At 53.8% G+C, this 23178-nt stretch carries 15 protein-coding genes, 1 tRNA gene and 1 pseudogene; 10 read left to right on the plus strand and 7 right to left on the minus strand.

Annotation, left to right across the window (positions count from 1 at the left end; genetic code table 11):
• Window positions 1-50 precede the first annotated feature (50 nt).
• The 4 genes from BM229_RS05850 to BM229_RS05865 all read left to right on the plus strand — a co-directional run bounded on the left by BM229_RS05850 (window position 51) and on the right by BM229_RS05865 (window position 4587).
• Window positions 51-1337: a homoserine dehydrogenase gene (locus tag BM229_RS05850; RefSeq protein ID WP_093926690.1), complete on the plus strand. Its 1287-nt coding sequence runs from the start codon at window positions 51-53 to the stop codon at window positions 1335-1337.
• A 303-nt stretch (window positions 1338-1640) separates the two neighbouring features.
• Window positions 1641-2603: a class II fructose-bisphosphatase gene (gene glpX / locus BM229_RS05855; RefSeq protein WP_093926691.1), complete on the plus strand. Its 963-nt coding sequence runs from the start codon at window positions 1641-1643 to the stop codon at window positions 2601-2603.
• A gap of 52 nt (window positions 2604-2655) precedes the next feature.
• Complete coding sequence (gene recJ / locus BM229_RS05860) at window positions 2656-4395, plus strand: single-stranded-DNA-specific exonuclease RecJ (protein ID WP_093926692.1); 1740 nt, start codon at window positions 2656-2658, stop codon at window positions 4393-4395.
• Between the two features lie 117 nt (window positions 4396-4512).
• Window positions 4513-4587: transfer RNA gene (locus BM229_RS05865), tRNA-Glu, on the plus strand.
• A 3324-nt stretch (window positions 4588-7911) separates the two neighbouring features.
• On the opposite strand, the gene BM229_RS05875 is transcribed toward BM229_RS05865, so the two are convergent.
• The 4 genes from BM229_RS05875 to BM229_RS05885 all read right to left on the minus strand — a co-directional run bounded on the left by BM229_RS05875 (window position 7912) and on the right by BM229_RS05885 (window position 11459).
• Complete coding sequence (locus BM229_RS05875; protein ID WP_093926694.1) at window positions 7912-9654, minus strand: retron Ec67 family RNA-directed DNA polymerase/endonuclease; 1743 nt, start codon at window positions 9652-9654, stop codon at window positions 7912-7914.
• Window positions 9655-10115: 461 nt separating this feature from the next.
• Complete coding sequence (locus tag BM229_RS05880) at window positions 10116-10817, minus strand: NAD(P)/FAD-dependent oxidoreductase (RefSeq protein ID WP_244152119.1); 702 nt, start codon at window positions 10815-10817, stop codon at window positions 10116-10118.
• Entirely contained in the window at window positions 10818-11012 is a 195-nt protein-coding gene (locus BM229_RS18345) for an FAD-binding protein (protein ID WP_244152120.1), read from the minus strand.
• A complete protein-coding gene (locus BM229_RS05885; protein ID WP_093926695.1) occupies window positions 11013-11459 on the minus strand; it encodes an RrF2 family transcriptional regulator in 447 nt (148 codons plus the stop codon).
• A 153-nt stretch (window positions 11460-11612) separates the two neighbouring features.
• On the opposite strand from BM229_RS05885, the gene BM229_RS05890 reads away from it, so the two are divergent.
• Entirely contained in the window at window positions 11613-12371 is a 759-nt protein-coding gene (locus BM229_RS05890; RefSeq protein WP_093926696.1) for a hypothetical protein, read from the plus strand.
• Between the two features lie 363 nt (window positions 12372-12734).
• On the plus strand, window positions 12735-16667 hold the full coding sequence (locus BM229_RS05895; RefSeq protein ID WP_139226263.1) for an ATP-binding protein: 3933 nt from the start codon (window positions 12735-12737) through the stop codon (window positions 16665-16667).
• Window positions 16668-16751: 84 nt separating this feature from the next.
• On the opposite strand, the pseudogene BM229_RS05900 reads toward BM229_RS05895, so the two are convergent.
• Both BM229_RS05900 and BM229_RS05905 read right to left on the minus strand, forming a co-directional pair.
• Window positions 16752-17213 (minus strand): annotated as a pseudogene (locus BM229_RS05900) (integrase core domain-containing protein); the annotation flags it as partial.
• A complete protein-coding gene (locus tag BM229_RS05905) occupies window positions 17192-18187 on the minus strand; it encodes a hypothetical protein (RefSeq protein ID WP_093926698.1) in 996 nt (331 codons plus the stop codon). The pseudogene BM229_RS05900 and the gene BM229_RS05905, both read right to left, overlap by 22 nt.
• A gap of 369 nt (window positions 18188-18556) precedes the next feature.
• Here BM229_RS05905 and BM229_RS05910 point away from each other — a divergent pair, with 369 nt between their 5' ends.
• The 4 genes from BM229_RS05910 to BM229_RS05925 all read left to right on the plus strand — a co-directional run bounded on the left by BM229_RS05910 (window position 18557) and on the right by BM229_RS05925 (window position 22187).
• Window positions 18557-19612: an AAA family ATPase gene (locus tag BM229_RS05910; RefSeq protein ID WP_093926699.1), complete on the plus strand. Its 1056-nt coding sequence runs from the start codon at window positions 18557-18559 to the stop codon at window positions 19610-19612.
• A 13-nt stretch (window positions 19613-19625) separates the two neighbouring features.
• On the plus strand, window positions 19626-20189 hold the full coding sequence (locus BM229_RS05915; protein WP_093926700.1) for a metallophosphoesterase: 564 nt from the start codon (window positions 19626-19628) through the stop codon (window positions 20187-20189).
• Complete coding sequence (locus tag BM229_RS18475; protein WP_093926701.1) at window positions 20186-20542, plus strand: cyclic-phosphate processing receiver domain-containing protein; 357 nt, start codon at window positions 20186-20188, stop codon at window positions 20540-20542. The genes BM229_RS05915 and BM229_RS18475 overlap by 4 nt, the downstream gene beginning before the upstream one ends.
• Before the next feature lie 268 nt (window positions 20543-20810).
• Complete coding sequence (locus tag BM229_RS05925; protein WP_093926702.1) at window positions 20811-22187, plus strand: hypothetical protein; 1377 nt, start codon at window positions 20811-20813, stop codon at window positions 22185-22187.
• Between the two features lie 452 nt (window positions 22188-22639).
• On the opposite strand, the gene BM229_RS05930 is transcribed toward BM229_RS05925, so the two are convergent.
• Entirely contained in the window at window positions 22640-22828 is a 189-nt protein-coding gene (locus tag BM229_RS05930) for a hypothetical protein (RefSeq protein ID WP_093926703.1), read from the minus strand.
• Window positions 22829-23178 lie beyond the last annotated feature (350 nt).

Raw genomic sequence — 23178 nt, forward strand, 5'->3', positions numbered from 1 at the left:
CCCGGCCCAGCCTGTCGGGCCTCTCGGATCAGACCAGAAGGACCACCGCCATGTCTAAGCCGCTTCGCCTCGGGATTGCCGGATTGGGAACTGTGGGCGTGGGTGTGCTGCGCATTCTGCGCCAGCAGGCCGCACTGTTAGAGGCCCGCACCGGCTGCGCGATGACGGTTTCTGCGGTCTCGGCCCGCACCCGCAACAAGGATCGCGGGCTGTCGCTTGCGTCTTATGACTGGGAAGACGATCCCGTCAAACTGGCAACCCGCGATGATGTCGATGTTTTCGTCGAACTGATGGGCGGCGCGGACGGCCCGGCCAAAGCCGCGACCGAAGCCGCACTGGCGGCGGGCAAACACGTGGTCACCGCGAACAAGGCCATGCTGGCAATGCACGGCCAAGCGCTGGCCGAACAGGCCGAAGGCACAGGCGTGGCTTTGCGCTATGAGGCCGCTGTGGCGGGCGGCATCCCGGTCATCAAGACGCTGATGGAAGGGCTTGCTGGCAATGAGATCACCCGGATCATGGGGGTGATGAACGGCTCGTGCAATTACATCCTCACGCGGATGGAAGACTCGGGCAAAACCTATCAAGAGATTTTCGCCGAGGCCGATGGGCTGGGCTATCTCGAGGCTGATCCGCAATTGGACGTGGGCGGCATCGACGCGGCGCATAAGCTGGCGATCCTGTCCTCCATCGCCTTCGGCACCAAGATCGACTTTGACGGCATCCAGCTTGAGGGGATCGAGCGGGTCGCCATCGAAGACATCCGCGCCGCCGCCGACATGGGCTATAAGATCAAACTGCTGGGCGTGACCCAGAAAACCGGCCGCGGGCTGGAGCAGCGGATGATGCCCTGCCTCGTGCCGCAGACGTCGCCCTTGGGTCAGCTGGACGGCGGCACCAATATGGTGGTGATCGAAGGCGACGCGGTGGGTCAGATCGTGCTGCGCGGTGCCGGTGCGGGCGAAGGTCCGACGGCGAGCGCGGTGATGGCTGATGTCTGCGACATCGCACGCGGGTTGCGCGGGCCGGTCTTTGGCCAGCCTGCCGAGACGTTAGAGCAAACCACCCCCGCCAGCAGCCAGCGCCCTGCCCCCTATTATCTGCGCATGGCGCTCGTCGACAAACCCGGTGCACTGGCGAAGATCGCGACAGTGCTGGGCGAAGCAGGTGTCAGCATCTACCGGATGCGGCAGTATGAGCACGCCGATACCTCTGCCCCCGTGCTGATTGTGACGCATAAAACCAGCCGGGATGCGCTGGTTGAGGCGCTGGCGAATATGGACAAGACCGGCGTGCTGGCGGGCGAACCGGTGGCTCTGCGGATCGAAGAGGTCTGAGGCTGTGGGCCATCGCCTGCCCGCGGGTCGGCGATGAGACGGTGCTTCGTGCCACTTTATAGTGTGCCCGTGATGTGCGTTTCGCGGGTGCGCCTAGCATCACCAAGGTGCGCCTAGCATCACCAAATCGCCTACCCGGTCGCGCCAAAGGTGCGCCCTTGTAATACGGCACGGCTTTCGCGTGACGACCCGGCGCCTGCGGCTTGGTTCCCGGCCAAGTGCTACCTGCGCCCAACCCAAAACTTGCCCCGAGGCCCGCGCAAGGGTACAGGACAGAAAACACATTGCACCCAAGGACACTCCATGACCGCTTCTGCCGAATTCCAAGACCGCATGCTCTCTCTGGGCCTCGCCCGCGTTTCCGAAGCCGCCGCGTTGGCCTCGGCCAAGCTGATCGGCAAGGGTGACGAGAAGGCCGCCGACCAAGCTGCCGTCAACGCCATGCGCGAACAGCTCAACATGCTCGATATCGCGGGCGTCGTGGTCATCGGCGAAGGTGAGCGGGACGAAGCCCCGATGCTTTACATCGGCGAAGAGGTCGGCACCGGCAATGGCCCCGGCGTGGACATCGCGCTTGACCCGCTCGAAGGCACCACCCTGACCGCCAAAGACATGCCCAACGCGCTGACCGTGATCGCCATGGGACCGCGCGGCTCCATGTTGCACGCGCCCGACACCTATATGGACAAACTCGCCATCGGTCCGGGTTTCGAGACGGACGTGGTCACCCTCGACATGAGCCCCGGTGACCGGGTCGAAGCACTGGCCCGCGCCAAGGGCTGCGCGGCGTCCGACATCACCGTCTGCATTCTCGAGCGCCCCCGCCACGCCGACATGATCGCCGAGGTTCGCGCCACCGGCGCGGCCATCCGCCTGATCACCGACGGCGACGTGGCTGGCGTGATGCACTGCGCTGACCCCGAAACCGGCATCGACATGTATATGGGCCAAGGCGGCGCGCCCGAAGGCGTGCTGGCCGCCGCGGCGTTGAAGTGCATGGGCGGGCAGATGTATGGCCGCCTGTTGTTCCGCAACGACGACGAAAAGGGCCGCGCCGCCAAAGCCGGGATCACCGAATTTGACCGCATCTATTCGCGCGACGAGATGGTCACCCAAGACGTGATCTTTGCCGCCACCGGCGTCACCGGTGGCAACATCCTGCCGGGCGTGAAACGTGAGCCGGGTTGGCTGACCACCGAGACGCTGATCATGCGCTCGCGCACCGGTTCGGTCCGTCGCATCAACTACCGCACCCCGGCGGAGTGAGGGCCAGACTGGCCCTCCCCACCCCCTTCCATAACGGCCAGATGAGGTCCGCATGAGCTTTCTCGGTGTCGAAACATCTTTGACCGGGCGGCGCTGGATCGGCCCTGACGTGGAACTGACTCGCGCGGCGGAACTGCTGGTGCAGCGTGCGGGCCTGCCCGACCCGGTGTGCCAAGTGCTGGCGCGCCGCGGCGTGGTCGACACCGAGGCGGCGGGCTTTCTGGCCCCCGCCCTGCGCGACCTGCTGCCCGACCCACGCAGCCTGCGCGATATGGAGGCCGCGGCGACGCGGTTTCTATCGGCCCTGCAAAAACGTGAACGCATCGCGATTTTCGCGGACTACGACGTGGATGGCGGCTCTTCCGCGGCGCTGCTGCTGGTCTGGCTGCGCGATATGGGCCACCGCGCGACGCTCTATATCCCTGACCGTATCGACGAAGGCTATGGCCCCAATGACGAGGCGATGTCGGCCCTCGCCGCCGAGCATGATCTGATCGTCTGCGTCGACTGCGGCACGCTGTCTCACGGACCAATCGCGGCGGCCAAGGGCGCAGATGTCATCGTGCTCGATCACCACTTGGGCGGCGAAACGCTGCCGGATGCGCTGGCTGTGGTGAACCCCAACAGACAGGACGAAGACGGCACGCTGGCGCATCTCTGCGCCGCTGCGGTGGTATTCCTGATGCTCGTCGAAGCAGGCCGCCAGCTGCGTGAGGCGGGCCAGAAGGGGCCGGATCTCATGGGGATGCTGGACCTCGTGGGGCTGGCCACCGTGGCCGATGTGGCCCCGCTGATCGGCGTCAACCGCGCCTTTGTGCGTCAGGGTCTCAAAGTCATGGCCCGCCGCGCGCGCCCCGGTCTGGCCGCCCTTGCCGATGTGGCGCGGATGGACACGGCCCCCACGGCCTATCACCTCGGTTTTCTGCTTGGCCCCCGCATTAACGCGGGCGGGCGCATCGGGCAGGCCGACCTTGGCGCACGGCTTTTGGCCACCGCTGACCCGCATGAGGCCGCGGCCCTCGCCGAACGCCTCGACCAGCTCAACACCGACCGCCGCGAGGTCGAGGCCGCCGTGCGCGCCAGCGCCATGGCACAGGCCGAAGAACGCGGCTTTGACGGGCCGCTGGCATGGGCCGCTGGCCCCGGCTGGCACCCCGGCGTGGTGGGCATCGTCGCCTCACGCCTGAAGGAAGCCGCCAACCGCCCCTCCATCGTCATCGGCGTAGAAGACGGCATAGGCAAAGGCTCTGGCCGCTCGATCAGTGGTATCGACCTCGGCGCGCCGATCCAGCGCCTTGCTGCCGAAGGGCTGCTGATCAAGGGCGGCGGTCACAAGATGGCAGCGGGCCTGACGGTGGCAGAAGACAAGATCGACGCGGCGATGGAACGGCTTGGCGAATTGCTCACCAAACAGGGCGCGCATCTGGCCGGACCTGCTGACCTGAACCTCTGCGGCATGATGATGCCCGGCGCGGCCACGGTGGAACTGGCCGAAATGGTCGATCAGGCCGGCCCCTTCGGCGCGGGCGCCCCTGCCCCGCGCTATGCCTTCGCCGATATGCAAATCCGCTTTGCCAAACGCGTGGGTGAGAACCACCTCAAAGTAAGTTTCGGCGACGGTCTGGGCGCGAACCTAGAGGCCATTTCCTTTGGTGCCTACGACGGCCCCCTCGGCCCCGCGCTTGAAAACCACGGCGGCGCGCGCTTCCACCTCGCAGGGCGTCTCGACATCAATAATTTCCGCGGTCGGCGCAGCGTTCAACTGCGTTTGGAGGACGCCGCGCGGGCCTGAAAACTTTTTCTAGAAAAAGTTCATTTTTCTGCTTGCAGCCCTCCGCAGGATTACTTAAACGTCCGCTCACAGACAGAGCAGCACACACGAAACGCTGCACTGACCTGACAAAAGAGTGGCCCGTTCGTCTATCGGTTAGGACGCCAGGTTTTCAACCTGGAAAGAGGGGTTCGATTCCCCTACGGGCTGCCACTTATCTTCGTAAGCATTTGAAGTTGTACGATTTTTGTTCCGAAGTGTACCAAAGGATTTACTCGATGGTACACTTTGAGTTTCACCCAGGACCGAAATTCGCCCGATAGCTGTCGCTGCAAGCCCATCTCTTTCAAATCGTTTGAAGTAAACTCCTGCGGTTTTCGAATCTGAATGCGATAGGAGTGCCATCACTTCGAAAACTGATCCGCCCTGCTCCGCAACTTCCTCTGCACGAGCCTTCCGGATTCCGTGTTGGGATCTAGTCGCACGGAGCCTTTGATTGTCACTATCCCGCTCACAAAGTCCCGCTTGTATAATCCATTTTCGAACCCGGTTGTCCAAGCTGCCGGAGGAAGAGAATGGCCTTCCCGATGCGGTCAGCAGGTAGGCTGGGGCGTCGTCGGGTAGATTTCCTAACTCTAGCAATAGGGGGCCTGAAATGGGCACCGCTACCCCTTGGGACCCGCGTTTTTTTGGCTGCCAGCGGATGACAATTTGATCGTCCCGGGCTTCTTCGTTCTTAGGCCCAAGTAGATGCATGTCTCCAATTCTCCCTGCAGTATCGTGCGCAAGCATGAACCAACGTCGAGCCATGGTGCCTGAACCATGTCGCCTCAGGAAACGGGCCTTATCGGCATTCGTCCATGACTGGGCACCTCCCTTGGAACGATGGTAGTCTTTGACGCTGATGATGTCGGAGTTAGGGGGGTAGCCATTTTCCGCACCCCACGCGTACATCGCACGAAGTGCCTTTAAGCAAGTCTGCGCCGCACCCGTTCGTTCACCAAATGAATCTCTGATGTGAGCAAAAGCCGCAAGAGGCAAATCGGCATCCAGCTGACCGATCCTAGCCCCAGCTTCGGTTAAGCAATCGGCAGCTTGTCGAAGGCCCCTCTTTCGACTGCTGAGCGTGTCGGGCGACAAAGCCCCTGCCCTCACCTGGCCTTCCATCCAAACAGCATATAGATCTCTCATCCCATCCAGAGAGTTCCGACTGACAGACTTCTGCGCTGTGAGCTGCATCCTATCTCCTTGTCTCGCTGCATTGTAGTAGCGATGGAACTCAGGATGCTTCGGCCCTACAGGCAGCGTAATTTTTCTGTTGTTTTGGCCCTCGACCCTCACCCTCCACCTTCTTCGACCAGAACCGGTGGTTTCCCGGCATAGCCCCGGGTATTCAATATTCAGCTTCATCTTTAATCCCCCCATCTCGGCAGCGTTCGGGAATCCCCTACACCACCCATTTTATTGTTTTTTCCGGTCTGTTGCAGATGAGCAATCTCTATGCTGAATGCTCCATCTGGCGATACTCTGATCTCGGCGGGTACTAATCCTGCCGCTACAATTGCTCCGATTGCGTTTGAGACCGAAGCTTGGCTTGGACGGGCAGCTGGCATGTCAAATTTCTCCCCACTGCACGTTGCAAGGCTCACCTCGTAGGGTCGAGAAGCAGTCCGAAGTGGTCCGAAGACTGATTGCAACTGAAATGAGAGCCCTACCCGCTGATTTAAAGCGGGGCATAGAACCACATACTAAACTCGTCTCATGATTGCTTTGGAAGCCATACGCGCCCGCAACAGAGTCTTTGGCATACGCCTCATCAACTATGATAATTCTGCTTTGCAGCGAACGTTCATGCAGCTTTTTTTCCTGAAGCGGACTACTCATATTTAGTTTCAATGTTGGTGCCTCAATTTTATTATTCGTTTTCCTGATAATAGACCGAACCGGGGCCCAAATCGTTAAAATCGTATTAAAAGAAGAAGGGGCAGAGTTGAGGCTGGAGGCAGTGACCTGTCCACATCAGACCCGGTCGGGCTCCATTGAATGATGGCATCGAATATTGAGAGACCGCATCGTTAGTGAGCGTATTCACAAGTCAACAAAGGGAATGCAGTCCTCTTCACCGTTGCCATCCGGCGCTTCAGGCACGTCCGGATAGCTCTCCGACCAACAACGCAAACCGGCCCTTGATCCACACCGCTCTAGGGATCGCTCGTGGCCCAAACCGGCCAGTTGCACGCTAACAAGACGCTGCTGGACCGCCCGTCGGAACGGACATCCGCGCACCGCGCAAAATTTTTTACACGATGAAAAGTCGGTCAGCGAACGAAACGAATCTTCATCCGGCTCGCCTCCCTCCGCTCACCTACTACTGGAATAGCCCAAAGGCGCTCACCACTTCGCGTTTTGCCCCCTCGGTGCGCTCTTGCGCCCGCTCCATGCCTCCTTTGATCACGTCACAATGTACCCTCGGTCCTCGGAGAGCTGCGCTCTGCACCTGCGAATTGGGGCAATAGGATCCTGAAGGGTAACTTCCAGAGGCGCCTTACTCTTGCCATCGCCACGCCCGCCCCGTTGCTACTGCTTCTTAAGCCAAAGAGCTTGTCCTGGTCGGTGTGGAAGGCATTGAGATACGTGCAGATCATATTTCCCTCTACACGACTTAAATCTTCTACACGCAGATGGTTGGGATTAGTGAACATCGCTTTGACAACAGTGAGGATAGATTCAGCCAAGCGGACAGTGGAATGGCATTCCCCTCGGATTTGGACATCTTGGGTCTTACCTTCGATGCCGGGCTATCTGTGACCCGCGACCTAACTGTTCTTCAAGAAGCCATCTTGTTACATCTTTTAGCTGGTCATAGCTTCCCACACTATGAATAATTTGTGTGGGAAAGGTCTCTTCAAGTCACTTATATTTACCATAAATTACCAAATGAGGGTGCGGAAAAATTAACCTAAAGACAATCTTAAGAGGCATAATTCACAGGTTTTCAAGAAGTCCTAAGACAGGTTTTGCGCTGATCCTCCTGCGCCAAGCCCTTCTCAATTATAAGTTTGCAAAATTCTTACACATAGAAGATTGCGCCAGGTTCAGCCTGGAAATTCGGAATACAAAAAGGCCGCCCATGCGGCAGCTACGAAACACGTTTGCTGATCCGCCCCCTCGTCGGGAGGCCAGCCACCAAGTCTTCGCGAATATCTCAGTGTTTCCCATAGAACACTGCCAACCTTCGGCGAGATCACTCGTCAATCATCTGATAGAAAGGGCTTGGAGTTGCCATCGGATGGAACGTAGCATTCGTTATATCTTGGTTGTGGCTGGCGATACGGACGGCCCAGAGCCTACCTTCGCGGACGGTGCGGCGGATGACGGCAATTAGCCCTTTTACAACATTTGGGCGCAGCGAAGCATCGAGGGGGGAAGCAGGAAGGGCGGGTTTCGGGCCTTCGCGGCCTGAGCATCTTCCGATGCTCAAATCACAAGAGCGGGCATTTTGACAATAGGAAGATGACCTGCACGTTCCCTAATCACTTACTTGTCTATGATATCACAAATTGTGTGCAGTAGCGGCAAGAAGGAGGAACAATCGACTTTACCTCTGTTAGCTCTAATTACCTTATCGGCGAACTCTCCTTTTCCGTATTCAGTATCCTTTAATTTTTCATCCTTTCTTTGAAGTACCTTAAACGTACGTCCGTTAAGATCCTCCTTTAACCAACTATCGTCGAAGAGCTTTTCAATGTAAAAATTGGACTTTCCACCACTTGGGATGGGAACAACATAAAGATTTTTAGCGACATGGTAGAAAGGTTCCGATCCGTCAATCTTGTTAGTCGATCCGGAGGCCTTTTTGATCGTCGACCACATTTCTGTGCTCTGACTATCGTTGTCTACAACTATTATAACTGGTTGAAGCAGCGGATTGTCATGAAATATTTTAATTCTTCCTAAGTGGATGTTTACAAAATTTTTTAGATCACCGCCGCCTCCAGCAAGACCCAAAAAATTGTCTGCTGTTTTCGTGTGTTTTAGGAAATCAATTAACCATTGGTCACCTTTTCCGGTCGGAGCAAGTAATCGGACCGGGTCGACAAGCCGGCTGGAAACTCTTGGGTCAGCCACGTTCCACCTAATCGCTTCTTTTAAGTATATATAGTCGGTTTTTCCTTCACAGATAACAATCGGACGTGGGTTAATGTGAATGCGTTTATAGTGATAAAAATCACCCATTAACCTCAAGTAGTGTGGTGCAGGTTGAAACTTTCCATATTTTCTAAGCGCCTTATGTTCTAATTCGCGTCCTTTGATGTCGTGTACATGGGCTAGCATGCCCAAAATTTGATTGGCAGTTAGGGGGGTTCCCGGCTCGATTGCCTTTTTTGGTCTTACCGCTGCTCCATGCCTCATCATAGCGTTCGCGCATAGACGAACGCCTTTGTAATAGTATGATCCAACATTGACTTTTTGGTTTACTGTCAAATTCGTCGTCGCCTGTCTTTGTTGGGCGTGTTGCATTCTTATTTTTTTTTCATTCAGCTTAAAACCTGACTTGGCTATCGCCCTTTCAAGGCCTGGCCCAGCAACCCAGACTTCTGGCAATGGAAACGGATATCCGATCTTTGACGGAAACTCTCCTAAGTTTGTCGAGAACGTCAAATCGTCCGCGTACCGTGAATATGTACATCGATTGCGCTTCGCAATTGATTGTAGACGGTAATCAAGAACCTGCGTGATAAACTCGGTTATGATGGGAGATGAGGGCGCACCTTGAGGAAGAGAGTTCTGGAAACATGCTGTTTGAGCTATAACTGTTGCCACAGTCTCAGTAAGCTTGAAATGTTCATTCTTTATAAAATATCCACGAACGCGTCCGAAATTGAAGCTAGGGAAAAAGTTATCAATATCCGCATTGAAAACATATCTCTTATTTGTGTGACGGTTTGCATTGGTAAAGATAGATAAGTCGCGATCTCGTTGAAAACCGTGCGAAAGAACCTTTGAAAGGTTCTTCGGCTTGCCATGTAAATCGAAGTAACACTGGTAAAGTAACCGGCTTAATCGAGACTGGATGAATTTCAGGTTTGAATTTGGAGCATGGATTTGCCGGAGGGAACCGTTCTTTTTAGGGATAGGAAAAACATGGTATTTGTCCGCATCATCCACATGGTAAATCTGCTTGGACAAAAATTTCGGCTGAACCTCCAATAACCGAGCCAAATCTCCTAGGTCCGCACATCCCTTAAGGTCTTTAATCCCATATCGATAAATGCTCATAAAATCAGCGCCTTAATAAAGTGATCCGCAAGCACTCTTTAGCAGTCGCATGGTGTTATACCATTATCTGTAAGGTGCTCAGGGAAACCCCGGCCACAATATTTATAGCCGCCACAAAAAATGGCGGAAAAATCTACTTGCGGATCGCTAACCCTGATATACGGATTGAACTTTCACGCCAACAACAAAATTATCTAATTTTCCTGCTACTTGCCTCTATCCGCAATCCACGCTTCACGAACTCCTGACTAAAGTTCGCCTTGCCGCGTTGTACTACAGCGTTCCTTCGCACCATGAAGGACTGCTTGGGGCCGGTCAGGTTTCGAAGAGCGACCACAGCTCGCAACTTTGTAGCGGCAACTTTGCGCACAGCGGTCATCGGTGCGCAGTGCAGCGAATGTCCCCTCCCCGCCTCTAGTGCAAGGCGTAGCGAACTCGGCCTTTATCCAAGCATGACATCTTCATCGATGCATGTCCGGCCAAACCAAAGACCGGTGAATACTCAGCCCAGCCATGGCACCGTCACCGACAGCAAGAGACAATGAGTGCGGCATCATGGCTGCGTCGCCGCAAGCATATACGCCGCACATTGTGGTTTCTTTTGACCCGTCCACAGCGATCATCTGGCCCATCGGCCCTTCCGCGATGTCGCAGCCGAGTGTGGCTGGCACCAAAGTAGAGGGTGTGACGGTCGGCGCAACAAAGAGCCCGGAAAATGTGAAAGTCCGGTTATCACTAAGCTGCACATCGGCCTCACCGGCGATTGTGCGGATAGGGGTATCTTCGACGGTAATACCCTTAAGCTCCAGCTCTTGTCGGATGGCAGGCTCCAGCGTCAGGGCACCGTTGGTGAAAAATGTAACCGTGCCCCATTCGGCCAAGAGTTCGGCCTGATGCGGCGACATCGGACCGGACGCAATGACACCGATGCGGCCCTCATCAAGCTCGTAGCCATGGCAATATGGACAATGAAAGACGGACTGTCCCCATCGTTGCGCAAGCCCGTCGATCCCCGGAAGGTTGTCGATCACGCCAGTCGCAAAAAGGATGCGGCGGCCTTGGTAAGTTTGGCCGTCGATGGTTGCCACTTCAAACGTGTCACGTTCACCGGTGACGGCGGCGGCCTCTCCCTCGACCCAAGTCAGAGTCGGATAGAGCTTCAACTAGCGGCGGGCATCGCTGGCAATGACAGCAGGATCGACACCGTCTTGCCCTAGAAACCCATGGGAATGACTGGCGGTGCGGTTGCGCCTCTTACCGGCGTCGATAACCAGCACGGATCTGCGAGCGCGCAAAAGTTGGAGGGAAGCCGCCATGCCAGCATAGCTTCCCCCGATGATGATTACATCGTGTAGCATTTAAGGTTCTTTCTGTTTGAGCAGCGCGGCATATCGCATAGAGAAATCTGCGGTGAGGTCGGAAAGTGTGATTTCTCCAAAGCGTGCCAAAAGCAAGGCTTCGGCCTCGGCAAAGCTTTGGTCCAGCGCCGCGTTGACGGTCTGTTCGACTAGACATTCTGGGGCCTCGTTACGGTTGCCGACGGCAAACAGCGCGGGCTCGCCCAAGGCATCATGCAACTGGCGCAGCGAGATGGTGTTGAGATCGGCCGTAATGCGCCACCCCCCAGCATGACCACGATCCGAGGCAACGATACCGGCGTCCCGCAAAAAACCCATGGTCCGCCGAACAACGACAGGATTAGTGCCAAGGCATTTTGCTAGATCGCCGGATGTCATAGGTACTTCACGCTCTGCCATATGAAGGAGCGCGTGCAAAACTGAGGAAAGGCGGCTATCACGCTTCATGTAACTTCAATAGTTATGAATCGGGTATAATGTCAAGCATGGGCCCATTTCCCAAATGTGGATGCGCCGCACTGGCTTGAATCCGGCACTCTTCTAACCGCACCGCAGGGGCGCGCAATTTTGCAAGCAACGCATTCAAATTTTACTAACAGCATGGAACCAAAGCGCGGTCTATGGCAGCATCCTGAAATGATCGAATTCTGCACTCTCGCCGACGACCACCCCGACCTAGCGCAGTCTCCACTACTGCGAGGGGCTTTGCTGATCCTGCAATATACGCAAAAGCACGGATCAATTGGCCTCACCAAAACCAAGGCCTTCAAACGCGTCTTCGTCCATTGGGCTGTAGAGCATTTTGAATGGCCTGGCAGAAATGCAGAAAAAATGTTTCGCTACAATAAGGTGATTAATGAATACGAGTTCCCCCCGCTCGAAATTCTGCATTTCCTCCTGATTTCGCTACGATTAGGACGTCACTTCAAAGGTGAGTTCCGGCCAACGAAACGTGGCACCGAGCTCTCACAAGCTCCTGGTCGACTGTTTGCAGAGTTGATCCCATACTTTGTCCTCCATGTGGATCACGCTTCCTATGCCCGCCTCGACGACCGTCCCTTCGGAAAATGGAACGTCTGGTTGAATGTGATCAACGTGGAAGCCGATCATGGCACTACTGAGGCTGCCTTGTTCGAAGCCTTCTATGATGAGCCACAAGATTGGCACACAGCAGGATGGCGTGAGATGGCCGCGTTTTCCTCTTACGTGCTGCGGCCGCTCGAATGGGCAGGACTATTGATCGAAATCCGCGAAGACGGCACTGACAAGCAGGTCTGCCATATGTTCAAAACCCCGCTCTGGCGTAGCGCGCTCAACCTTGACACCGATGACATGCTGCGGTCCACGCCCGTTCAGTGAGATGAATCTATCTCTAATTCAGACGTAATGCTGTTTGAGAGGGATACGGCCCAAACCAGCCGTTCACATGTCGGGTAGATTGCTGCGTTTGCGCTCCCGAAAGCCGAATTTAGTTTGGACATGTCTCGGCTTAAAAAATTTCTTGACCGATTGCTGGTTTGCGTCGGCATGCACTCGCTTGGCGGGGTATTGAATGTCCTGTTTAGAGATCGAAAGAAGGGCCGTTCGCAATCGTGACGACCATGCGATCCACTCGTCGAAATCACCCAAATCGCGCCACGAGTCTCTTTTGATATTTCATAACTTCGAATTCGTTGTAGAGTTGTTGACAAGAAGCTTGGCTCGCCCAGTGCATTATCGAGAATGAGTAATTTTATGAACGACGGAACCATACACGAAGCTAGAGCACTCCACCTTCTCACTACAGACAGCCTGCTAACTGATTTGGTATTGGGCAGGCGCGTGGCTATCGCAGGCGGTAACACGGTAAACTTTGAAAGCGCGGACACACGAAATGTATTAGAGTGGTATCGAACTAACACTGACAAATGGCACCGCAATCTAAATGCCCAAGACGTTGAAGCAATTGTAGATCGAATTAGCCGTGAGATTCCGGAGAGCTTAGCCTCTTCTTTGACAGACGTCCCGCATCTAAAAAGAGTGCTCACACTTAAAAGGGTTGTTGCTCATAGATTTGCTGGCTTGCATTCATTCGGCTTAGCGCGAACGCCGCCGGAAAACTTCGTGTTCGAAATTGAACAGGGAGTAACTCTTCTTGAGGGAGCCAACGGTTCTGGCAAGACATCGGTCGCAAATGCAATTGTTTGGTGTTTGACTGGCCACCTTATTAGGTCGCAACGAGAACCGGAATCGGGCCCTACTGAGTTTGAATGCGAGGTAAAAGCACAAAACGGTGATTTGGCGCGTCACATGATGTCTGCCGTTACTCCTATGCCCCATGCAGGAGATGATCTGCCGGAGCAGGGTAAACCAATCATTGCAGATACTTGGGTTGAATTGTTTTTTGTTGACAGCGAAGGGATCGAACTTCCGCCTTTGAGGAGAGAGCAAAGCAGGACAACGAGAGGTAGGGTAGTAGAGAACCCTCCCGATCTAAAGGCGGTTGGCCTTGATCCAATTGCGTGGCAGATGGCGACTACCATGCCAGCCTTGTTGCCCTTCCTTTCAGTCGGTTCAACGTCTCAACTCGGTCATGCAGTTGCTAAGCTAACGGGGTTAGCTTCTCTCGTTGATCTCTCAAAGCACGCTCAAAAGACCAAAGATAGGATTTCAAGCCGACTGATCAAAGAACTTGACGACAAATGTGGAGAGCTAATCTCCAAATATGGGGAGTCTGTATCGGACATCGAGCGAACAGCGACGGAACATTCTGATCTTGAACTCGATTTCACAGTTCCAATCATTAGTTCGGAACGAGCAGAAGATGGCCTCCAAAGGCTTCAGAACTATTTCGAGGGAGTAAAGGCACAGGCGTTTAATGACGCAAAGGCTGTCTTAGGAGCAGAATTCGATCCCGAAGATCGCTCTTCGCGTTCGGAACTTGAAAAGCAGATACATCCTGCTCTAGCTCAACTGAAAGCGGTCAGAGACTTACCGTCTATGTCTCGAGTTGTGAAAATGATGTTAGTGACTGACGACGAAGAAGCTCTTGCTCGTCGCCTCCTAAAGCAAATCATGTCCGAGGCGGGCAAGCTAAATGCACTAATTGCAGATCGACCACTCGCAAGTAGAGCCCAGCTATATGCGCGGATTTCTGACTGGTTAAGCCTTAGTCAGCAATCGATGGAGAAAAACTGTCCAGTTTGCATTCAAAATATTGAAAATAGGATTGATCCAGTAACCGGCAGACCGATAATAGATCACATTGGTGACGCCGCAGCGGACAAAGAGTTCATCTCAAAGTCGATTGCTCAGTGGTCCGAGAATTGGGCCGGACGGTTGAGTATGGAGCTATCAGGCACATTATCCTCTGAACTTCGACTTAAGCTGCCGCACAAGCCGGTCGAATTGATGACAAGGACCTTCACGGTCGAGCTTTTTGAAGCGGATTGTTTCCAGGGTGTTCTGGCATCTCTTTCTCGGAGTGTATCAGAGTTAGTCAAGATCGAAAGCGAAAAGCTAACGGAATACGAAACGCAGGCAAAAGTGGACTTTCCTGTACTCGACAACGATCAAGCAGATGAGCTTGCAGCACTAGTATCTAAGTTGGAGAAAATACTTAGTTTCGTTCAGTGGATCAAGGAAAATCGACCGTCTCTTCGTGAGTTTCAAATTGCAGTTGTAAAAGGAGAAGAGACAGAGGGTTTAGAAAACCCAGCAATTGAAGCGAAGTTGAATCGCTTGTTGGTTGTTGTTGATGGTGTCGCTCCTTTGAACTCTGCACTGCAGTGTGTCTCGCGGTTAAAAAATTGCGAAACGAACTATAGAGCCACCATCAAAAAAATTGCCCTCTGTCAAAGGGCGGAACTCGCATGTGAAGAGCTGATACCCTTGGGCGCACTTGCGGAAGCGCAGGTTAAGGAGCTGCGAACCCTTCTACAAGATCGAGCGGAGTATTGGAGGAATGCCGTTTACCAGAATGCCACCACTTATGCACCGGAACTTACGGGCACTGAGTTGGATGCAAAAGGGGTACTCGGTCTAAAAGTTGGACGCATGGGGGTGGAAGGGCCAGCCCAGCACCTTGCAAATGCTTCGGCCCTTCGTGGTTCATTGCTTGGATTCTTCTTAGCATTTCGTGAACACGTTTTAGAGGTGAGAGGCGGCCTAAAGCTTTTAGTTTTGGACGATCCGCAAGACCTATTAGACAACGACAATAAGATCAGGCTTGCAAGAGGAATAACACGGCTTGCAGAAAACTTGGTTCAGGTATTGGCTACTACGCACGATAAGAACTTTGCTCGAGCGCTAGTGCAGGAAAACCGGAGCGCCAATCGCGTGCGGCACCTTTCAGTGCATCCTGTCCACGTGGATCGTCCTGTCCTGATGCTCTCGCCGTCCATTGAGGAAGTCGACAAAAAGAGGGAGGCGTTCAGACGTAATAACGATGCCCACAATCTCGCGCAGGACTACGCATCGGATTTGAGGGTCTTTTTAGAAGCCCGAATAGGGGACTTGTTTGATGGAAGTCTGAACCCAGCATACGCTAACCCTACGCAAGCCCCAACGTTGATTCCTTTGCTAGACAAACTAAAGTCGCTTGTCTCGAGCGGTATCGGTGAACTTGCTACCGACCCAGTCGTAAAACGATTTGCCAAACATCCTGCCTTTGAAAGTGGGGCGGAAGCCCGACGCATTCTGAACCAGTCCCATCATGACAAACAATCTATTCAATACATGGATGTTAAAAACGTCGAGGATCAGTTTAGCGATTTAAGAACCTCCGTCGAGAAGGTCCACCAACAGTTCCGTTTCCATAAATGGCGTGAGCCATTGATAGAGGCGCCAATTGTGGACGATCCATTAGTTGAACTACCGTCGATGGTGAAACCCGACTTCAATGTTCCAATTTGTCCCGATTTGGCAGCGTTCACGGCTGATATCTTAGGCGAAGGGTCACAAGAGATACTCGACGAGTACCAGTCGAGTGACTGGTTCGATGGCAAATCATTGTTCTTCATTCGAGGCGAAAGTCTTGGATTTTCGATACCATCGGGTGCCATAGCCATTGTTAACTCTCAGCCCTACGCTGGAGGCGACCAAAACCTAGTTATCTCAACGTTGGGTGAAAAAGTGTTCGCTCGGAGAATGTTGAAGCCGCGAGATGCAACCGGAGTTTCACTTACGGCTGAGATACCTGATCCGCGAAATCGGCGCACAACTTTGCTGTTCGATCAAGGAAAACTAAAAATCTACAAGATTGTCGGTGTGATTTTTGCAAACATACCCACTCCTCCTGGTGGTCATGAAGCTACACAGATCGACAACGCCCCTGAGTTACGCAATGTTGAACTGGCTTATCGTGTGCGAGAGGAAAGCGCTGTGCCGTTGGTGTTGCCCGGACAAGTCGTGCTTGGCGGGCCTAGGATTCTGCCTGATGAATTGGACCGTTTTATCGGGTCATTAGTTGCTCTTTCGCTGTCAGACGGGCGAAACGTTCTTAAGCGTATCGGAACCAAGCTCGGTGGCGCGAGCAGTCATCTCCGCCAGTTCGAAACAATCGGTGGTTTAGGTGCGTCAATCGTCGTGGCAACTGCCCCGACACAGATAGGCCGCGACTTTCCAGTGATATTGTCAGCAAGACGCGTTTTGTGCGTTTTGTATGATATGACCTGAGCCTTAAGTTCCCTCCAGCTCTGAGCGGAGTCCTTGGAGCTAAATCTTTGGCGTTAGGCCGTGACCTGCTCCCCATTGAGTCCGCTAATTTAGGTTAGCTCTGTTCAGGTTTTGGTCCTCTTCTGACCGGTTAGCATATTCCGCTGGCGTCAGGCCAGCGAGGCTTGTGTGCGGACGGTGCTGGTTGAAGTCGTTACGCCACGCAGCGATCAACCGGCGGGCATGACGTAGATTGTCGAACAGGTGCTCGTTCAGACATTCATCCCGCATCCTCCCGTTGAAACTTTCCACAAACCCGTTTTGCATCGGCTTCCCCGGTGCGATGTAGTGCCAGTCGACCTTGCGGTCTTCCTGCCATTTCAGGATCGCATTGGAGGTTAGTTCTGTGCCGTTATCGCTGACCACCATGCAGGGGTATCCACGCATTTCAGCGATCCTGTCCAACTCACGCGCAACGCGGTCTCCAGACAGAGACGTATCGACCACGGCAGCCAAACATTCGCGACTGAAGTCGTCGATCACGTTCAGAATGCGGAACCGACGACCGAGCCTCTGGTGTGGAGCTTTCTCAATTCTGAGTAAGCTGCACGCACACCAGAGGTGAACTGAGCCACCTCTTTGTCAAAGGCAGCTCTCAGCTCAGCCACGTCACCCGCAATCGCTGCGCAGTCCGCTAAAAGTGATTTGGTCCGGACCTGGCTCATGGCTGCGGAAGAAGAGAAAACGATGTGAGTGTAGTTTGGTTCAGCGTCACTGAACCAGTCTTTATCTTCAATAACCCAAACAGCAACTTTCTTGCCGTCAAAATGTTCTGCTAAAAGTTCTTCACGCCGTTCCTGTTTGATGTCGAAAATAGCCTTGGACAGCGCACGATACAAAGCCTCGAGGCCTTGGGCTCTCAGCCGGAAATCTAGGGTTACCAGACCTTCTCCAGCCGGTACGCCGTGACTGGGTCCTTCGATATATTCGAACGGCACTAGCTCCATAAGTAGGTCTAATCCGATGCGCTCAAGCGCCCCTAGAATAAATCCATTTCGACTCCACATAGCACCGTATCGGAGTTCTCCCTGCTTTAGATAGCGCACCCATTCGCCGCCCATGGTGTCGCGATAGACCTGAGCGTCGCCATTGATCTCCTCATCTGCGCGAACTCTCTCCTGCCAATCGTGAAGCTCTCGGTCGTAATCTGCGATAGTGCGGAACGATAAAGCTGTTTGGTTGTAGGGCAGATATTCATTCCAGCTGAAGAAGTCTTCACCCACCCCTTCAACCTGCTGCGTATATGCGTTCAACCGATGCGATTCATTGCCTGATAAATCAAGATCGCCATTATCGATGGCGCTAATTTCCTCAGGGGTCTTCCCCAGCGCGTGCCGTAGCGGATGGCGCCTGATTGCGTCATTTCCCGATAGCGCCCAAGCCGCACGCTGTGCCTCCCGATCCTCGAAGCTGAAGCTGAGATAGTCCGGGGCGCATTGCAACAAAGCTTTCCGTACTTCGGGACTGAGATGCACAAGCATCAGATTCGAGTTGGGGTTTCATAGATATCCTAAAAGATCCTACGGCAGAGGTTCGGTGTGAGCGGGTCAACAGGGAGCTGGGAAGCCCACGCGTTACCAGCCTAAAGAGCATGTCGCTCTAACCACCAGCAACCTTCCTGAACCTGCGTTTAAGCAACCGAAATTGAAACTCTTGACCATCTCGATCTTCAAAAGTTGAATTTCCCCTTGCCAAACAACCCGAAGATGCATAATAATACAATTATGTCACGCAGCATCCTCATATCATTCAACGATTGATATAACCCCTTCCCGGGGCTTAGCAGGGTCGCGTCTACATTTCTCGAAAACTACAGCGCTGCGAAGCCCCATCTGACTATTTGTTTTCGGATGGCCGACATGACAGTTAAAATTCCCTTCCTTACCCGAGTCCGCTACTTTTCAGTGGAGACTGACCGCGTTGAGGGTCGCCTTACATCCCACCTTGAGCGCTTGCGAAGCGCGAAAGCCAATCAGCACGAAATCGATCTGACCGAGGATGACGAGGCGAAGATTAAAAGGCGTGCGAAGTTCATTCGTAACCTCCGGCAAGGCTATGTTTCGGCTCGCAGCTTGAAGAATGAGGATCGCGTCCCTCTAAAGAAAGTATCGCGGGGGGTTACCCTTAACGGCCCTGTATCTGTCGATGAAGTGGATGATCTGGGAGCCGCACTTCACGAAGAAATGCCTTGGATGCAGCCAGTGACCGAAAAGATTTGGCTCGACATGCGCAATCACATCCAATCTGGCGGAGTCGGAACCAAGTTTTCGCCGACTCTAATGATTGGCCCACCAGGAATTGGGAAGTCGCATCTTGCTCGGCATTTGGGCGCACTAAGCCAGACCCCATCCGTAATCGTTGATGTGTCAGCCGCCACTGAAGGTTTCGGCGTAGTGGGCAGCCAAAGGACTTGGAGTAGCTCCACCCCCGGCCGGCCAGTGCAGACAATTCTCGACACGAGCGTTGGCAACCCAATCGTTGTGGTTGATGAGATCTGCAAGGCTGGCATTGCCAACTCTACCAGTGGCGCAAGTACGTCTGTCCTGCATGCGCTATTGGGGCTGTTGGAGCCGGTCAGCGCCCGCAACTGGGATTGCCCATACTACCAGACCAGTTTTGACATGAGCCACGTCAACTGGATCCTCACTGCAAACCTCAGGGACAAGATCCCCGACGCCCTCCGTTCTCGTATGCGCATTGTCTCGGTGCCCGCCTTAACCACGGATCACCTCATCAAGTTTGCCGAAAAGCAGGTGAGCAACCGCGGGCTGCGGGACGAAATCGTCGAGGACATTCTACGACTGCTCTCCGCTTATCCGGAGCGGCACCCGATGCGAAACTTGCGCACTGTCACAAAGCACCTCGATGACATTGAGGCCTTGTGCAGAATGCCAATCTTGATGTGAAGAGGTACTGCTCATGGCAAATTGGTACACCGCCGATCTTCATTTCAATCACTCGAACATCATCCAGCATTGCTCGCGCCCCTTCGGTTCAGCCAAGGAGATGGATAAAGAACTCTTGCGGCGAATGCAGTGCGTTGATGAGGACGATGACCTGTGGATCCTAGGTGATTTCGCATTCGCAAGAAATGCCGAAAGCAGGCGCTATGTTGCCGAGCTTTACGAAGCTGTTCCTGGACGCAAACATCTCGTTCGAGGAAACCACGACCACAAAAGCACCCTGAGCCTTCCTTGGTCGTCAGTACAGGATCTTGCAGAAATCAAGGACAATGACCAGAATCTTGTCTTGTGCCACTATCCTTTGCTTACTTGGAATAGGGCGAGGTACGGGGCCCTGCACCTGTTCGGCCATGTACACGATCAATTCTCTGGGTATGCGGGTGCCCTGAACGTCGGGGTAGATTGCTGGGATTTCAGGCCCTTGAGACTGTCCAAAATCCAATCTCAAGTTAGACGCCTTGTATCCCGGCCCGCAATTTGGGTTGATGGGAACAACGACAAAAAAAAGCAAAGCAAATGACTTATCCACTTTTTATCGACGATGAACGCTTCCCACCTAGCGACGGGCAAGCATGGCAGATCGCTCGCAATCTGGCAGAGGTGGCTTCAGCGCTCCGGAGTTTTGGGCCACCAGACTTCATCAGTTTCGACCATGACCTAGGGGAGGCAGAACCAACTGGATACGACATTGCTAAGAAGTTGGTGGCGGGGGATCTTGGTGAACTGGAGGGTACGGAGTTCGAAAGCGGGCTCCCCTGGGGGTTCCAATTCTACGTACATAGCCAGAATCCGGTTGGCGCGGACAACATCCGGGCACTCCTAAATCGTTACCTTAGTTTCCGTCAGCGAGAACGCCACTCGAAATACCGCTAGATCACTAGTGCGATGAGCCGACTTCCCGGGTCAAAACATACTGCTCATCTCCACGAGCGCTCGCAGCAAATAGACAACCTTCGGACTCAAGGCGGCAAGTCAGCGCAACCTGATCCCCCGCATTGAATCCATGAACAATATAAGGGCTTGCAGCCAAGCTCGCCTCTAAATTACAACCTGAGATCGAAGATGCAGGTTGAAGCTTCACTTACAAATGTATGGGAGGCCTGCTTGCAATGGCAAACAGGAATTGAGACAGGGAAGAGCCGTGAGTTCAACAGATAATGGTACAATTTCCGCCAAGAGAGCTCGGGCTGGAAAGGGCGGGGAACCTCAAAACCAAGGATATTTAGGCAACAGAAGCATCTGGGAGCCCGCAGGCATCCTTCTCCTATTCACGGCGCTCTTCCTAATGACGACGGCGGGAAGCCACTTGTTTGGCAAAGCGTTTTTCCAAGAGGAAGACCCTTCTAATCTTTGGGGCAACGCTTCAGATTGGTTTTCCGGTGTCGTAGGGGTTTCAATTGGAGTCGCCGGTTCCGCCATCGCTATCTGGCTTGCCTATCGGGTCGAGAAACTGACCCTAGCCCAAAATAGAATAGCCAATGCTCAGGCTTGGAGGGAGTCTTACATCGATTCTGGCGAGGTGGAGGTGCGAGCTCAACTTGCAAGTCAGGCCTGTGGATATGTCCAAAAGATCTATTCCAGCATCGTGGAGATGGAGAAGTTGGACGCGGAATACAGCTATGAAGAAGAAAAACAGGAGGAGTTGGAGAGAAACGAAGGTAGAACGGAGATTACACGGTTCGGGGAAGATTACCTCCCGGACATAGAGGAAGAATATATCTCTGATCAGAGTGCCGAGATAATGCTGAAGTATCGCGAAGCTATCGAGCACCGCCAGGAAGAGTTGTTCAGTGCTATAAAAGACTTAGCCGCATTGGTTCCGAACCTTCAACGCGAGGGAGACAGCACCGAGAGATCAATGGCCCTCCCATCGGCGGAACTGAAGAAGATGGCAGAATCTTACCTTAAATGCGAAGAGACTATGGGAGAGCGCTATCATCGGATTGCAAGGCGCATCGTACAAATGGATCAGTCCGAAATACAGATGTCGGATGCAGTCTATCTATTCCTGAGCAACACAATTTCCAAACCCGCAGTTATGGGCACGGCGTATTTCCGATCAGTTGACGAACGTCCAACGGAATTCGGAGAATTTTTTTGGGAAACAGACAGCACAAGCGTCGGGAATGCCCTTCAGAAGTTTAGCAAATACCTTCCCAGAACGAACTTCGTAACCCATGAGGAGACCTACACGATTAGCTGGATAGAAGCGCTATGCGACTATGTTGTCGATGAGGTAAACCCTTACAGATATGCCCGTGATATCATCGAAAATGACCTCCTTAGACACGACTTTGATGCGTGGCAAAAGAAACGTTTTGCGTCGACAATTAAGCTTATGATCTCAAACATTCTACCGAAAAGCCACTACATAAGCGAAATCTTCCCAGAGAACGGCTTCGATTCGAGGGCCAAGGTCGTAATCACAAAGACTGATAATTCCGAAAAACGCGTCGTTCCGAAAGGCCGGCCCAACTTGCGTTTAAAACCTCGAGGGCGCGATATTGCTGCGAAGTAAATAATAGGTATGCCGGTTTCTATATATTCCGGAACACGTATCACCCCTCCGACGACTAAAGGAGCGAAGGCAATCAGAGGTCGCCGAACTGCACGAAGCGACCTCCCGCCTTTAGACCAGTTCTTATGCAGAGCCTTTGCTGCCGCCCTGTCGTTAGACAAGACCTTATTCTCGCATGCCCCGTGTCTACTTATAGGTGCGATCCTTGTGCGCATGTCGGTTGAATTGGTCTATTCCTCTGCCACCGAATACTGGCCTCCGCGTTGAGGCATTAGGCAGCGCTCACAGCGCGTGACCGCCTTCTAGGCCAGGCTAGGCTCGAGCCCCACAGGTCAGTGGGTGAAAGTAGCGGCGAGAGCGATGGCTGTGAGGAAGTCTTTTAGGCATCGGCCGTAGCAAGTTGCGACGCCGCCAGCCCTTGAGCCTGCCGACCTTGATTGGGCAAAACCAAATCAAAAGCTGCGCGCGCTAACCGGAGCCAGCAGCTTCTGACGGCCGACGCCTCCCACATATTCCGAAAGGTCGGACAGGCCGGGCATTAGTTCGCGGAAAGCAAAGCTGCGGCGTAGTGCCACGTCCAAGAGCACAGAACCAAAACGTAAGTCAAAAATGAATGAAAGGGGATAGTCTACCTCGCTCATCGTAAGCGGTTTTTATCAAGCGCTCAGTACAAGATTAGGGTTCCGAAACCTAATCCACTGGCATTTCAGTTTCAGGGCGGCACCCTCCTCCTGTGGTACACATTCGTTCTAACCTATTGATCGCATGGATCCACATCCGACTGCCGTTGGTACACCCTGCCCCATAATTTATTGGGGTTTTCGCGGTTTATTGGAGCCCCCTACGGGCTGCCACTTCTCCTGATAAGACCTTAAACTCGCTACATTTCCTATACGGAAATATCCCACGGAGTGGGACACTTGAGGCTCTTCCACGCTGCGCACGGCGGTCAGCAGCCTGCTTTACCAGGCCCGCACGGCGGAATTTCTTC

It is taken from the genome of Sulfitobacter dubius, from assembly GCF_900113435.1.
In the GTDB taxonomy this organism is placed as follows: domain Bacteria; phylum Pseudomonadota; class Alphaproteobacteria; order Rhodobacterales; family Rhodobacteraceae; genus Sulfitobacter; species Sulfitobacter dubius.

What these genes read in the sequence shown, in the direction of transcription:
- BM229_RS05850 (WP_093926690.1), top strand. Translation starts at nt 51, where the DNA reads ATGTCTAAGCCGCTTCGCCTCGGGATTGCCGGATTGGGAACTGTGGGC.
- glpX (WP_093926691.1), top strand. Translation starts at nt 1,641, where the DNA reads ATGACCGCTTCTGCCGAATTCCAAGACCGCATGCTCTCTCTGGGCCTC.
- recJ (WP_093926692.1), top strand. Translation starts at nt 2,656, where the DNA reads ATGAGCTTTCTCGGTGTCGAAACATCTTTGACCGGGCGGCGCTGGATC.
- BM229_RS05875 (WP_093926694.1), bottom strand. Translation starts at nt 9,654, where the DNA reads ATGAGCATTTATCGATATGGGATTAAAGACCTTAAGGGATGTGCGGAC.
- BM229_RS18345 (WP_244152120.1), bottom strand. Translation starts at nt 11,012, where the DNA reads ATGCTACACGATGTAATCATCATCGGGGGAAGCTATGCTGGCATGGCG.
- BM229_RS05885 (WP_093926695.1), bottom strand. Translation starts at nt 11,459, where the DNA reads ATGAAGCGTGATAGCCGCCTTTCCTCAGTTTTGCACGCGCTCCTTCAT.
- BM229_RS05890 (WP_093926696.1), top strand. Translation starts at nt 11,613, where the DNA reads ATGGAACCAAAGCGCGGTCTATGGCAGCATCCTGAAATGATCGAATTC.
- BM229_RS05895 (WP_139226263.1), top strand. Translation starts at nt 12,735, where the DNA reads ATGAGTAATTTTATGAACGACGGAACCATACACGAAGCTAGAGCACTC.
- BM229_RS05905 (WP_093926698.1), bottom strand. Translation starts at nt 18,187, where the DNA reads ATGCTTGTGCATCTCAGTCCCGAAGTACGGAAAGCTTTGTTGCAATGC.
- BM229_RS05910 (WP_093926699.1), top strand. Translation starts at nt 18,557, where the DNA reads ATGGCCGACATGACAGTTAAAATTCCCTTCCTTACCCGAGTCCGCTAC.
- BM229_RS05915 (WP_093926700.1), top strand. Translation starts at nt 19,626, where the DNA reads ATGGCAAATTGGTACACCGCCGATCTTCATTTCAATCACTCGAACATC.
- BM229_RS18475 (WP_093926701.1), top strand. Translation starts at nt 20,186, where the DNA reads ATGACTTATCCACTTTTTATCGACGATGAACGCTTCCCACCTAGCGAC.
- BM229_RS05930 (WP_093926703.1), bottom strand. Translation starts at nt 22,828, where the DNA reads ATGAGCGAGGTAGACTATCCCCTTTCATTCATTTTTGACTTACGTTTT.